The organism is Micromonospora chalcea, from assembly GCF_028768405.1.
In the GTDB taxonomy this organism is placed as follows: domain Bacteria; phylum Actinomycetota; class Actinomycetes; order Mycobacteriales; family Micromonosporaceae; genus Micromonospora; species Micromonospora chalcea.
This window is the reverse complement of record NZ_CP118233.1, coordinates 2,966,679-2,979,205: the sequence shown is the minus strand read 5'-3', so window position 1 is coordinate 2,979,205 and position 12,527 is coordinate 2,966,679. Positions and strand designations below refer to the sequence as shown.

Below are 12,527 nucleotides of genomic sequence, written 5' to 3'. Positions count from 1 at the left end.
GACGCTAGCGGTTCGGGCCCGCTCCCGTCGTGCCGCCGTCCCGGCGTGCCTCGCAGCTCACCGGCGGCGACGGCCGCCACGGGTGCCGTGACGGCAGGTACGGACGGGTCGCCGCGAGCAGCCGTGCGTACCCCCGGGTCGCCGGTCCGGGCGGACGGCGGGCCAGCCCGCGGCGGAACTCGGTGAGCTGGCCGACGGCCCGGGGCGAACCGGAGCGGACCGCGTCGAGCAGCGCCTCGCCGGCCACCGCGCACGCCTCGGGCTCCGCGCCGAGCCCCAGGTGCGCCCGGGCCAGCCAGCCGCCGTACACGGCGGAGCGGCGCGGGCGGCCCGGCGCTGTCACCACGGGCGTCAGCAGCGGCACGGCCGCGGCGGCCCGGCCCAGCGCGACGAGCGTGCGCCCGGTCATCGCGGCCAGCTCGGCGGCGTCCAGCCAGTAGAGCCACTGCGGCTCCCGGCCGGGCTCCGGCGGCCCGGCCCGGTCGGCGCCGGCCAGCGCCTCACCGGCGGCGCGACGCCGCCCGCCGAGCGCGGCGGCGAGGGCGACCCGGTGCAGCAGCAGCGCCCGCAGCCCCGGGGAGGCGGTGGCGCGGCTGGCCGCGTACCCGATCCGGGCCAGGACCAGCGCGCCGGCCGCGTCACCGGCGTCGGACAGCAGGTGGCTGGCCGACCCGAGCACGTGCCCGGCCAGCGGCGGCTCCCCGGCGGCCACCGCGGCCCGCAGCGCCAGCCGGTAGGCGACCAGGCCGCCGGTGAGGTCGCCGGCGTCGGCGGCCAGCCACCCGGCGAGCTGCGCCGACTCGGCCAGCGACGGCAGCATCCGCCGCCGGCCGGCGGGCCCGGCGCGCCGGTAGCCGCGGACCGAGCGGCGCAGCCGGCGGGCGCCGAGGCCGGCGAGGTCGCCGCCACCGAGGAGGTCGTCCCAGCGGCGCAGCGTGGCCAGTGACGCCCCGTCCGCCGGGTGCCCCCGGACGGGGCCGGCGCGGTCGGCGGCGCGGGCCGGTCCGTACCCGTCGCCGGTGGCCGGTCCGGGGACCGGCGGTGTCGCCGGGCCGGTGAACGGACCGGCCAGCGTGCCGCCGCCCGGGTCGGCGGCCCAGCGGTGCGCCAGGGTGAGCAGCGCCAGCCGGGCCCGGGACCCGGCCGGGTCGACGGCCACCGGCGTCACGCCGAGCCGGCGGCTGCTGGCGGCGGCCCCGGCGAGCAGCTCGCCGGGCACGCCCAGGACCGTCGCCAGCCACGCGGACCAGAAGTCGCCGGGGAGCCGGAGCTGGCGCTCCCAGCGGGACACCTCGTGCCGGGTCAGGGTGGGCACGCCGGAGGCGGCGCAGAGCTCGGCGGCGAGGCGCTGCTGGCTCCAGCCGCGGGCGGCCCGCAGCTCGGCCAGGAGCGGCCCGAGCAGCCGCGGACCGGGCGGCCAGGACGGGATCATGGTGACCTCCGGGGGCGACGGCGTGAAATGGCGACGCGGACGTCCGGCTGGCGCCGGCGCGTCACAGTCGTGCGACCCCCGCGCGGGCCCCCGGGACGGCCGTCGGCCGCCCCACCGCGCTGTGGTCTTTCTACCCCCGGGGTACGACGTCGCGCCGCGAAGTGTTCGCGGGCTGGGAAGACCCTCGGTAAGCCGTGCGCTCCCGGCTACAGTCGGTCCGTGGCGCTCGGTCTTCCCTCGGTCCTCCCCAATCCCCAGCCGGCCATCGGGGAGCTGATCCGTGACGGCCGCCCCACCTTCTCCTTCGAGTTCTTCCCGCCGAAGACACAGGCCGGGGAGAAGCTGCTCTGGCAGGCCATCCGCGAGCTGGAGTCGCTGCGCCCCTCGTTCGTCTCGATCACCTACGGCGCGGGCGGCTCGACCCGCGACACCACGGTGGCGGTGACCGAGCGGATCGCCACCGAGACCACGCTGCTGCCGATGGCGCACCTGACCGCGGTGAACCACTCGGTCGCCGAGCTGCGGCACGTGATCGGCCGGCTGGCCTCGGTCGGGGTGCGCAACGTGCTGGCCGTGCGGGGTGACCCGCCGGGCGACCCGGGCGGCGAGTGGATCGCCCACCCCGAGGGCGTCCGGTACGCCGAGGACCTGGTCCGGCTGGTCCGCGACAGCGGTGACTTCAGCGTCGGCGTGGCCGCCTTCCCGTACAAGCACCCGCGTTCGCCGGACGTGGACAGCGACACCGCGTACTTCGTGCGCAAGTGCCGGGCCGGCGCGGAGTTCGCGATCACCCAGATGTTCTTCGACGCCGACGACTACCTGCGGCTGCGTGACCGGGTGGCCGCCACCGGCTGCGACACGCCGATCCTGGCCGGGGTGATGCCGGTGACCCAGATCGGCACCATCGAACGCTCCGTGCAGCTGTCCGGCGCGCCGTTCCCGCCGGCGCTCGCCGAGCGGTTCGAGCGGGTGGCCGACGACCCCGAGGCGGTCCGCCGCCTCGGCGTGGAGCAGGCGAGCGAGATGTGCGAGAAGCTGCTCGACGAGGGCGTGCCGGGGATCCACTTCATCACGCTCAACCGGTCCACCGCGACCCGCGAGGTGTGGCAGCGGCTGCGCGCGGCCGCACGGGTGTGACCACCCGCCACACGACACCCGCGCCGTGCTTCTACGGTTGATCCGTGGTGGGCACACAGCTGAACTGGGACCAGTACGCGACCGCGTGGGCGCGGCTGCACGGCGGATTCGATCCGCGTACCGCCGCGCCGGTGGTGCGTGCCTGGCTGCGCTTCGCCTACCACGTGGGCTACGTGCTGGGCCGGCTGCGCGTCGGCCCCACCCCGGTGACCGTGTTCGGGGTGCTGCTCTGCTTCTGCGTACCCCTGTTCGCGGAGCGGCCCGGCGACGGACCGTTCCTCGGCGCGCTGTTCGTGCTGCTGGCGGCGGTGGCCGACAGCGTCGACGGCGCGGTGGCGGTCGCGACCGGCCGCACCACCCGGCTGGGCTACGTCTACGACTCGGTCGCCGACCGGCTCGGCGAGGTGGCCTGGCTGATCGCGTTCTGGCTGCTCGGCGCGCCCGGCGCGCTGGTCGCGGCGGCCGGGGGCCTGTCCTGGCTGCACGAGTACGTGCGGGCGCGCGCGGTGTCGGCGGGGATGCGGGAGATCGGCGCGGTGACGGTGGGGGAGCGGCCCACCCGGGTCAGCGTGGCGCTGGTCGGGCTGCTCGTCGCCGGGCTCACCGGGCTGATCGACGCCGACCTGACGGCCGGCACCATCACCATGGCCACCACGGTGTGGGTGCTGCTCGCCGGGTTCGGCCTGGGGCAGTTGCTCTCCGCCGTCCGCCGCGCCCTGGTAGACGCGGGCTGACCGCCGCGCCCGCGCCCGCGCAGCCCCGCCGCGCCCACGCGAGGCGCGCGGCGGGCGGCGGGCGGCGCGCGTTAATAAGGGGCCCTTCCTCTACCGGAGGCGTTAATAGGGGGCCCTTCCTTACACCCCTCACCAGGCGGGGCCGACCGCCTCGGCGACGATCTCGGCGGACATCGTGACCATGGGCAGGCCGCCGCCCGGGTGGCTGGAGCCGCCGACCAGCCAGAGCCCGGCCGCCGGGCCCCGGTTTGCCGGGCGCAGCAGCCCGCCCGCGGTGCCGTAGATCGCCCCGCCCGGCGCGCCGGTGGCCGCGTCCAGGTCGGCCGGGGTACGGATCTCCCGGAACACCAGCCGGTCCCGCACGTCGGCGCCGCGCTCGGCCAGCACGTCGAGGATCCGGTCCGCGTACGCCTCGGCCAGGCCGGGCCGCCGCCAGTCCACGGCGCTCGCGGCGGTGCCGTGCCGGGGCGCGTTCACGAGCACGAACCACGCCTCGTGGCCGTCGGGGCGGACCGCCGGATCGTCGGCGGCGGTGACGAACACGGTCGGGTCGGGCGCCGGGCGGGCCCGCACCCCGCGACCCGGGTCGCCGAACACGGCGTCGAACTCGGCGTCGTAGTCGCGGGGGAAGAACACGGTGTGGTGGGCCAGCCCGGAGTCGCCGCGCACGCCCAGCAGCAGCACGAATCCGGCCAGGCTGCGGTCGGTGAGCGCGGCCAGCCGGCGCGGGTCGGGCAGCAGGTCCCGGTAGACGGTGAGCGCGTCCACGTTCGCGACCACCACGTCGGCGGGCACCGGCGCGGCCGACCCGGCCACGCGTACCCCGTGCACCCGCCCGCCCGCGGCGTCGATCCGGGTGACCGCGGCGTCGGTGCGTACCACCACGCCCAGGTCCAGGCAGCGCGACAGCAGCGCGTCGGCGAGCGTGCCCAGCCCGCCGCGCAGGTACCAGCCGCCGTACGCCAGCTCGGCGTAGGGAACGGCGACGAGCGCGGCCGGGGCGCGGCGCGGGTCGGCGCCGGTGTACGTGGCGTACCGGTCCAGCAGCATCCGCATCCGTGGGTCGGACAGGTGGCGGCGGCCCAGCCCGCGCAGGCTGCGGCCGGGGCCGATGGCGGCCAGGTCGCCCAGCCGCCAGGCCAGCGCGGCCAGGTCGCGGGGCGAGTCGACGGTACGGCGCAGGATGTCCCGGTGCGAGGCCGCCCACACCCGGCCGGCGCGCCGCCACAGCCCGCGCCAGTCGGCGGCGGACCGGTCGCCGAACGCGGCGCCGATCCGGGCGGCGAACTCGTCCGGGTCGGCGCAGGAGTCGAGCGCCTGTCCGCCGCCGGGGAAGACGTGCCGCACGATCGGGTCCAGCGGGACCAGGTCCAGGTATTCGTCGAGCTTCGCGCCGGTCGCCTCGAACAGGTCGTGGAAGACCTGCGGCAGCGTGAACAGGCTCGGCCCGGTGTCGAAGTGCCACACCCCCTCCGGGGTGTGGTGGGCGTACCGGCCGAGCTTGCCCCCGACCGTGCCGGCCCGTTCGAGGACGGTGACCTCGTGCCCGGTGACCGCGAGCCGGGCGGCGGCGGCGAGCCCGCCCACCCCGGCGCCGATGACCACGATGCGCGCCATGGCGTGCCCCTCCTAGGTGACCGGGCGACCCCGCCAGGTGAGCCGGTGTCGCTTCCGCAGATGGTACGACCGGACGGTCAGCCAACCGAGGACCACGACCGACACGGGGTGTGCGAGCGCGTCGGGCCACGCCCGTCCGCCGGTGGCGCGGGCGCTGACCACCCGCCCGGCGACCCCGGCCAGGTAGGCCAGGAACGCCACGGCGGCCACCGCCGGCGCGCCGGCGAGCAGCGCCCCGAGCGCCAGCAGCGGCGGCGCGACGTAGAGCGCGAACAGCAGCGCCAGCACGGCCGCCGCGGCGGCCGGGTGCCCGAACGTCGCCCACAGCGACTTGGTGTAGCCGTCGCGCAGCTGCGGCCAGGTGTCGTACATCCGGCAGGACGCCAGCCGGGACCCGTCGGCCAGCGCGATCCGCCCGCCGGCCCGTTTCACCGCCCGGGCCAGCTCGATGTCCTCCAGCACCTTGTCGGCCACCGCCGCGTGCCCGCCGGCCCGCAGGTAGCCGGCCCGGTCCACGACCAGGAACTGCCCGCCCGCCGCCGCGAGGGACGGCCGCCGCGAGCGTTCCATCGCGCGCAGCGGCAGGAACGTCAGCCACAACCACTGCAGCAGCGGCTGCGCCAGCCGGTCGGCCACCGTCCGCACCACGATCCGGGGGTACGGCGACAGCAGCGCCGCGTCCGCCGCGCGCAACTCGGTCACCGCCGCCGCCACCGCGTACGGGGTGAGCACCACGTCCGCGTCGACGAAGGCCAGCACCGCCGGCTCCGGGGCGGTCCGGGTGGCGAGCTGCCAGCAGGCGTGCGGCTTGCCCAGCCAGCCCGGCGGCGGGGCGACGCCGGTGAGCAGCGTGAGCCGGGGATCGTCACCGGCCACCGCGCGGACCACGTCGGCGGTGCCGTCGGTCGAGCCGTCGTCGAGCACCACGATCCGCAGGTCCGGCACGCCGCGCTGGGCCAGCAGCGCGCGCAGGCACGGGGTGACCCGGTCGGCCTCGTCGCGCAGCGGCAGCAGCACCGCCACCGGCTCGGTCACCTCGGCCGGGCCGGCGGCCGGGCGGCGCAGCCAGGCGTACGCGTTGACGATCGTGTGCCCGGTGAGCGCGGCGACCGCCACGGCCAGCGCGAGGGTGGCGATCATGCCGGGGCGTCGACGCGCGGCGCCGGCTCCGGCGCGGCGGCCCGGTCCCGGCGGGCCCGCCACAGCGTCACCGCCAGCGGCACCGCCGCCACCGCCATCCCGGCCGCGCCCCACAGCGCCGACGCCGGCAGCCGCAGGAACACCGCGTGCGCCAGCACGCTGGAGGCGTACGTCCAGAGGTAGAGCGCGAACATCGGCGCGTCCCGGCCGTCGGTCCGGTCCACCGACGGACCGGCGAGCGGGCGCAGCGCGACCGCGAGCAGCACCGCGAAGCCCAGCCAGCCCAGGTAGTTGCTGACCGGGATGCCGGGCAGCCCGGGTAGCGCCGGGGTGGCGTCACGCCAGGTCCAGTAGCCCTCGGCCACCATCTGCGGGTCGAGGAACAGGTCCCACGCGGCCAGTCCGACCGCCGACAGCGCGATCCGGGCGAGGCGGGAGCGGACCAGCCGCACCGCGGTGAGCCACGCCGGCCAGGCCATCCAGGTCCAGGCGAGTGGGATGATCAGCGGCACCCCGGCCAGCTTCGGGCCCAGCTCGCCGGAGTAGTCGTAGGTGCCGAACGGGAACCCGGTGGCCACGCCGATCGCCTCCACCGCGAACCCGCCGCCGGTGACGACCGCGACCAGCGCGGCGGCGGTACGGACGCCGCGGGTGAGCAGCGCGTGGCCGACCGAGAGCAGCCAGCCGAGCACCACTGTGGCCACCGTGAGCCCGGCCCGGGTCGCGCCGCCGGTGAGCGGGTAGCAGATCTGGGCGAGGATCAGCGCGGCCAGCAGCGCCCAGGGCAGCCGGGCTCTCATGCTGTGCCGCCTTTCGTTCGCGACTGCGGGGCTCGCAAACCCGGCTCACTCCTCGCGCTCACGGTGCCGCCCTTTCGTTCGCGACTGCGGGGCTCGCAAACCCGGCTCACTCCTCGCGCTCACGGGGCGTCCGGCGGGGGCAGCGGCAGGTCCCGGCCGAGCACGCCGAACGGCCGCTCGTCGCCGGGGAAGTGGAAGTGCCGCAGGACGTCGACGAAACCGAACCGGCGGTACAGCCGCCAGGCCCGGGACTTCTCCTCGTCGGCCTCCGGCGTGGACAGCAGCGTGGTGTCGCCCTCGGCCACGGCGAGCAGCGCGCGCAACTGGCGGGCGCCCAGGCCGTGCCCCTGCGCGGGCGGGCGGACGTGCAGCTCGACCACCTCGAACGGGTGCGCCAGCCAGCGCTGCCGGTCCCGCGCGTTCAGCGCCCGGTGCACCTGGTCGTGCCACCACTGCCCGGTGGCGCCCCGGTAGCCGTACCCGAAGCCGGCCAGGTGGCCCTCGGTGGTGAGGCTGGCGACGGCGCGGAAGCCGGGCCGGCGTACGTGGGTGGCGATGTAGCCGCGGCGGGCCTCCAGCAGGTCGGGCCGGTAGCCCATCGCCTCGCCGTAGACGGCCACCACGTCGTCCAGCCGCCGGACCAGGTCGTCCGGTGTCCACCGCACCAGCCTCATGCGTACCCTCTCGCTGTTTCCGGGCCGCCCTCGGCGGCCCAGCCGAGCACCGTGCGGTCGCCGACCACGTCGCCCACCGCGAACCGCGCGAACAGTTCCTCCGCGTACCAGCCCTCGGTGGGGGTGCGGGTGATCGCGGCGCGGTGCTCGGGGGAACGGTACGCGAACGCGACCAGGTCCGCCGGGTCGCGCCACACGCTCACCGTGCCCTGCCAGCCCAGCGGCGCCTCGCCGACGCCGAAGCGGGCGAGCAGGCCGGGCGCGGCGTGCAGCTCGGTGGCGACCGGCGGGATCGCCCGCCAGAACGTGGCCGCCCGGCGGGCCCGCAGCCGGGCCCGGGTCAGCGCCAGCACCGGACCGGTGACCCGCCCGCCCGACGGCGCGCCGAACGGCTCCCGGCCGGACCACCGGCCGCGGCTGGTCAGCGGGCGCAGGTCGACCCGTACCGCGGCGCGGGCGATCCGGGCCCAGGAGCGGGCGACCGGGGAGGCGTCGAAGCCGGCCGCGTCGGCGAGGGAGTCCCAGACCACGAGCGCGGCCCACCGGGTCAGGTCGGCGTCGCCGGGGCCGAATCCGGTGCCGGTCCCGGTGCCGAGCAGCTTGGCGAAGCGGACGCCGGGCAGGCGGCGCAGCCGCGCCGGGTGGGTGGCCATCCGGGCCGGCACACCGGGTACGGCCCGTCGGGGCACACGCCACACGTGCAGCGTGACGAGTTCGGGGTTCACGCCACCTCGGCCGGCGCGCCGGCGGTGATCCGCAGCAGTTCCGCGTACGTGGTGGGGAACACCGCCCGGGGTACGCCGCCGGCGGCCCACACCTCGTCGTACCCGGTCAGGGCGGTGTCGACGACGGTGCGCAGCGGCGTGGGGTGGCCGACCGGGGCGACGCCGCCGATCACCTGCCCGGTGTGCTGCTTGACGAACTCCGGGGTGGCCCGGCGCAGCCGGGTCACGCCCAGCGTGGCGGCCAGCCCGGCGGTGTCCACCCGGTGCGCGCCGGAGGTGAGCACCAGCAGCGGCGCGCCGTCCGCGTCGAAGATCAGCGAGTTGGCGATGGCGCCGACGGCGACGCCGAGCGCCTCGGCCGCGGCGGCGGCGGTGTGCACCGCGTCGGGCAGCAGTCGGACGAGGCTGGCCTCGCCCGATCCGTCCCGCGCGCCCGCCTCGTCGAGCGCGCGCTGCACCGCCTGCACGTTCGGGTGTGGCTGCATGCCCCCATTCTTCCCTCACCCCCGGTCCGGCCCCGCCGGGGGCCGTGGCCCTCCCGTGTGTCCCCGGCGCGTCACACGTTGCGTTTTCGTCGGTAGGGAGGTGTACTGTCAGGGTAGTTAGAACGAGTGTTCGATTCGGTTAGAGCGGATAGCGGCTCAGCTCCCCGGCTGGCCCGGCTCCGGTCCGACCGGTCGGGCACCCGTCGAACGCTCCGGAAGCGGTGTTTCGCGGCACCGGCTTCCGGGAGGTGCGGCACCGCGGGCCGCACCGGGTTCGGACAGTCGCGAGTCCGGGCCCGTCAGGCAGGTCGTCGCCCGCCGCCCACGACCCCCGGGCGGCGGGCGACGGACCCGCCGGCACGCCGGCCGGGGGTGGGTGTGGGGAAGCGTCCACACCCGGCCGGCCAGCCACCTGAAGGTGCGTCTTCCTCCGCACCGACCGCTCCGGGCGACCGGGCGACGGTTTCCCCGTCGCGCGACCGCCCGCCCCGGCCACACGCGGAGGAGAGACCCATGCCGACCAGTCCGGCCCAGGCGCCCACGGTGCCCGCGCACGTGCTGCCGCACCGCACCCCCGCCCAGTTGCTCGCGGTGGCCCGCGACGGGCTGGCCGAGGCCGCCCGCACCCGTCCCGACGGTCTCCGGTACGCCGCCGCCCACCTCGCGGCGCTGCGCGCCGCCGCCGCCGTGCTCGCCGCCCGGGCCCGTCCCGCGCCCACCCGGCGGAACCGGATCACCAGCGTCTGGGTGCTGCTCGCCACCGTCGCCCCCGAGCTGGACGAGTGGGCCGCCTACTTCGCCGCCGGCGCGAGCAAGCGGGCCGCCGCCGAAGCAGGCATCCCCCGGGTGGTCACCGCCCGGGAGGCCGACGACCTGCTGCGTGCCGCCGAGGAGTTCGTGACAGTGGTGGAGACCGCGCTCGGCCTGGCCCACCAGCCGGCGCTCGACGGCCTGCCCCGGCCCCTGCGGCGCGGCGCCCCCGACTCCCCGACCCGGCCCGGAGCAGCCGCGGCCTGATTCGTGGCGCCCGGCCACCACCGGCGGGACCCCGGGTGGCCGGGCGCCGCACCAACGGCACCACGTGCCGCAGCACCGACACGATCCACAGCACACGATCCACAGCACCATCCACGGGCGGGCCCGTGGCGGAAACACGACGGGGGGTTGGTCCGATGGCGGGCCGCATGGTGGTCGGTTCCGCCGCCCTGGCCGAGCTGGTCCGTCCGGCGAGCGCGCCCGACCCGGCCGGCGGCCACCGGGTGCTGCCCGTCCGGGCCGAGCTGACCGGGCTGCTGCCCAACCGTGGCCTGCGCCGGGGCAGCACCGTCGCGGTCGGCGCCGGCCAGCCCCGGCGCAGCGGCGCCACCTCGCTGATCCTCGCGCTGCTCGCCGAGGCGTCCCGGGCCGGCTCGTGGTGCGCCGTGGTCGGCGTACCCACCTTCGGGGCCGGCGCCGCCGCCGAGGCGGGCATCGCCCTGGACCGGCTGGCCCTGGTGCCCGACCCCGGGCCGGAGTGGCCCACAGTGGTCGCCGCGCTCATCGACGGGGTCGACGTGGTGGTCACCGCCGTGCCGGCGACCGTCTCCGCCTCGATCGCCACCCGGCTGGCCGCCCGCGCCCGGCAGCGCGGAAGCGTGCTCGTCCCGTACGGCCGGTGGGACGGCGCGGACGTCACGCTCCAGGTGGTCCGGGGCGTCTGGCAGGGGCTCGGCGCCGGTCGCGGGCGGCTGCGCCGCCGTGAGGTGACCGTCTCGGCCCGGGGGCGGGGCGCCGCCGCCCGCCCCAAGGAGATCAAGGTCTGGCTGCCCGGCGACGAGCTGACCCGGGTGATCCCCCGCTCGGCCGGGTTCGGCGCACCGTCCGCCGCGCCGTCGCGCCGGCTGCGCGTGGTGGCTCCGCCCGCCCGTACGCCCGCCGTGGCCGGGCCGGCGTGAGCGGCGTACCGCAGCGGACGCTGCTGCTCTGGTGCCCGGACTGGCCGGTCCTCGCCGCCGAGATCGTCGACGGGGTGCCCGCCACCGACCCGGTCGTGGTGCTGCACGCCAACCGGGTGGTCGCCTGCTCCGAGCGGGCCCGTGCCGAGGGGATCCGGCGCGGGCTGCGCCGCCGGGAGGCGCAGGGGCGCTGCCCGCACCTGACGGTGGTCGACCACGACCCGGGGCGGGACGCGCGGGCGTTCGAACCGGTGGTGGCCGCCGTGGAGGAGGTGGTCGCCGGCGTCGAGGTGATCCGGCCCGGCGCCTGCGCCACGGCGGCCCGGGGGCCGAGCCGCTACCTCGGCGGCGAGGAGGCGGCGGCCGAGCGGATCGTCGAGCACGTCGCGCAGAGCTGCGCGGTGGAGAGCCAGGTCGGCATCGCCGACGGGGTGTTCGCGGCCGGGCTGGCCGCCCGGGAGGGGCGGATCGTGGCGCCCGGCGGCACCCGCGAGTTCCTGGCCACCCGGCCGGTCGAGGCGCTCGGCCGGCCCGCCCTGGCCGACCTGCTGCGCCGGCTCGGCGTCCGCACCCTCGGCGACTTCGCGGCGCTGCCCGCCGGGGACGTGCTGGCCCGGTTCGGTTTCGACGGCGCGCTGGCGCACCGGCTCGCCGGCGGCCGGGACGACCGCCCGCTCGCGGTCCGGCAGCCGCCCGCCGACCTGATCGTCACCGCCGACTACGACGAGCCGGTCGACCGGGTCGACGCCGCCGCGTTCGCCGCCCGCACGCTCGCCGAACTGCTGCACGAGCGGCTGGCCGGGTACGGGCTGGCCTGCACCCGCCTCGGCATCGAGGCGGTCACCGCGCACGGCCAGGAGCTGCACCGGGTCTGGCGGCACGACGGCCTGCTCACCGCCGCGGCCATCGCCGACCGGGTCCGCTGGCAGCTCGACGGCTGGCTCACCGGCAGCAACGGCCGGGGCGGGACGCGCCCGGCCCGCCCGACCGCCGGGATCGTCCGGTTGCGGCTGGTGCCCGACGGGGTGCTCGCCCAGGCGGGCCTGCAACCCGGGCTGTGGGGGGAGACCGGCGCGGAACGGGAGCGGGCGCACCGCGCGCTGAGCCGGGTGCAGGGCATCCTCGGCCCCGAGGCGGTGGTCACCGCCGTGCTCGGTGGCGGGCGTTCCCCGGCCGACCAGGTGCGCCTCGTGCCGTGGGGCGACGAGCGGGTGCCCGCGCGCCCCGGCCCGCCACCCCTGCCGCCCGCCTCTCCCGCCGCCGCGCCACCGGTCCCGGCCGGTTCGGTGCGCGGTGTCGCGTCGTCGCGCCCGGTCCCGGCCGGTTCGGTGCGCGGTGTCGCGTCGTCGCGCCCGGCTCCGGCCGGTCCGGCTGCCGCTCCGGCGAGCGGCGTGACGCCGTCGCGCCCGGCCGCCGGGGCCGCTCCGGGTGCCGCGTCCGCCCCTGTCGTCGTACCCCCTGGGGGCCGTGCGGGGCGACGGGCCGGGCGGGGCCGGGCGATGGCCGAGCCGCCGTGGCCGGGGCGGATCCCGCCGCCGTCGCCGGCCGTGGTGCTGCCCGCCCCACTGGCCGCCGACGTGCGCGACGCGGCCGGGGATCCGGTGGTGGTGAGCGCGCGGCTGGCGGTCAGCGCGGCGCCGGCCCGGCTCACCGTCGGCGACGGCCGCCCGGCCGAGATCACCGGGTGGGCCGGCCCGTGGCCGGTGGACGAACGCTGGTGGGCGCCGGCCGAGGCGCGCCGCCGGGCCCGGTTCCAGGTGTGCCTGGCCGACGGTGCCGCGCTGCTGCTCGCGGTCGAGGGCGGGCAGTGGCTGGTGGAGGCGATCTATGACTGAGCGCCGGGAAAGAT

At 78.0% G+C, this 12,527-nt stretch carries 12 protein-coding genes; 5 read left to right on the top strand and 7 right to left on the bottom strand.

The features are described from left to right. Nucleotides 1-4: 4 nt before the first annotated feature. Entirely contained in the window at nucleotides 5-1,432 is a 1,428-nt protein-coding gene (locus PVK74_RS12640; protein ID WP_069089013.1) for a helix-turn-helix domain-containing protein, read from the bottom strand. A 219-nt stretch (nucleotides 1,433-1,651) separates the two neighbouring features. Between PVK74_RS12640 and metF the strand changes: the two genes are divergently transcribed. Together metF and PVK74_RS12630 are read left to right on the top strand one after the other, a co-directional pair. Beyond that, nucleotides 1,652-2,569: a methylenetetrahydrofolate reductase [NAD(P)H] gene (gene metF / locus PVK74_RS12635; RefSeq protein ID WP_064445210.1), complete on the top strand. Its 918-nt coding sequence runs from the start codon at nucleotides 1,652-1,654 to the stop codon at nucleotides 2,567-2,569. 44 nt (nucleotides 2,570-2,613) lie between these two features. Then, on the top strand, nucleotides 2,614-3,303 hold the full coding sequence (locus PVK74_RS12630; RefSeq protein ID WP_064445211.1) for a CDP-alcohol phosphatidyltransferase family protein: 690 nt from the start codon (nucleotides 2,614-2,616) through the stop codon (nucleotides 3,301-3,303). A 129-nt stretch (nucleotides 3,304-3,432) separates the two neighbouring features. Here PVK74_RS12630 and PVK74_RS12625 read toward each other — a convergent pair whose 3' ends face one another. From PVK74_RS12625 to PVK74_RS12600, 6 genes are all read right to left on the bottom strand, one after another. Continuing rightward, complete coding sequence (locus tag PVK74_RS12625) at nucleotides 3,433-4,920, bottom strand: phytoene desaturase family protein (protein WP_064445212.1); 1,488 nt, start codon at nucleotides 4,918-4,920, stop codon at nucleotides 3,433-3,435. A 12-nt stretch (nucleotides 4,921-4,932) separates the two neighbouring features. Continuing rightward, on the bottom strand, nucleotides 4,933-6,060 hold the full coding sequence (locus PVK74_RS12620; RefSeq protein WP_274479106.1) for a glycosyltransferase family 2 protein: 1,128 nt from the start codon (nucleotides 6,058-6,060) through the stop codon (nucleotides 4,933-4,935). Then, nucleotides 6,057-6,860, bottom strand: a complete 804-nt coding sequence (locus PVK74_RS12615; protein WP_113972534.1) for a carotenoid biosynthesis protein — start codon at nucleotides 6,858-6,860, stop codon at nucleotides 6,057-6,059. Before PVK74_RS12615 ends, PVK74_RS12620 begins: the two co-directional genes overlap by 4 nt. Nucleotides 6,861-6,979: 119 nt before the next feature. Then, complete coding sequence (locus PVK74_RS12610; RefSeq protein ID WP_043329442.1) at nucleotides 6,980-7,534, bottom strand: GNAT family N-acetyltransferase; 555 nt, start codon at nucleotides 7,532-7,534, stop codon at nucleotides 6,980-6,982. Then, nucleotides 7,531-8,259, bottom strand: coding sequence for a monooxygenase (locus PVK74_RS12605; protein ID WP_274479105.1), 729 nt, complete (start codon nucleotides 8,257-8,259; stop codon nucleotides 7,531-7,533). Before PVK74_RS12605 ends, PVK74_RS12610 begins: the two co-directional genes overlap by 4 nt. Further along, nucleotides 8,256-8,744 carry a YbaK/EbsC family protein gene (locus PVK74_RS12600; RefSeq protein WP_064445214.1) on the bottom strand — a complete coding sequence of 163 codons (489 nt, stop codon included), beginning with the start codon at nucleotides 8,742-8,744 and terminating at the stop codon, nucleotides 8,256-8,258. The genes PVK74_RS12605 and PVK74_RS12600 overlap by 4 nt, the downstream gene beginning before the upstream one ends. A gap of 513 nt (nucleotides 8,745-9,257) precedes the next feature. On the opposite strand from PVK74_RS12600, the gene PVK74_RS12595 reads away from it, so the two are divergent. The 3 genes from PVK74_RS12595 (at nucleotide 9,258) to PVK74_RS12585 (ending at nucleotide 12,513) form a co-directional block, all read left to right on the top strand. Next, nucleotides 9,258-9,761: an SAV_6107 family HEPN domain-containing protein gene (locus PVK74_RS12595; RefSeq protein WP_043329447.1), complete on the top strand. Its 504-nt coding sequence runs from the start codon at nucleotides 9,258-9,260 to the stop codon at nucleotides 9,759-9,761. Between the two features lie 155 nt (nucleotides 9,762-9,916). After that, on the top strand, nucleotides 9,917-10,678 hold the full coding sequence (locus PVK74_RS12590; protein WP_064445216.1) for a hypothetical protein: 762 nt from the start codon (nucleotides 9,917-9,919) through the stop codon (nucleotides 10,676-10,678). Further along, a complete protein-coding gene (locus PVK74_RS12585; RefSeq protein ID WP_274479104.1) occupies nucleotides 10,675-12,513 on the top strand; it encodes a DNA polymerase Y family protein in 1,839 nt (612 codons plus the stop codon). The genes PVK74_RS12590 and PVK74_RS12585 overlap by 4 nt, the downstream gene beginning before the upstream one ends. The last annotated feature ends 14 nt before the right edge of the window (nucleotides 12,514-12,527 follow it).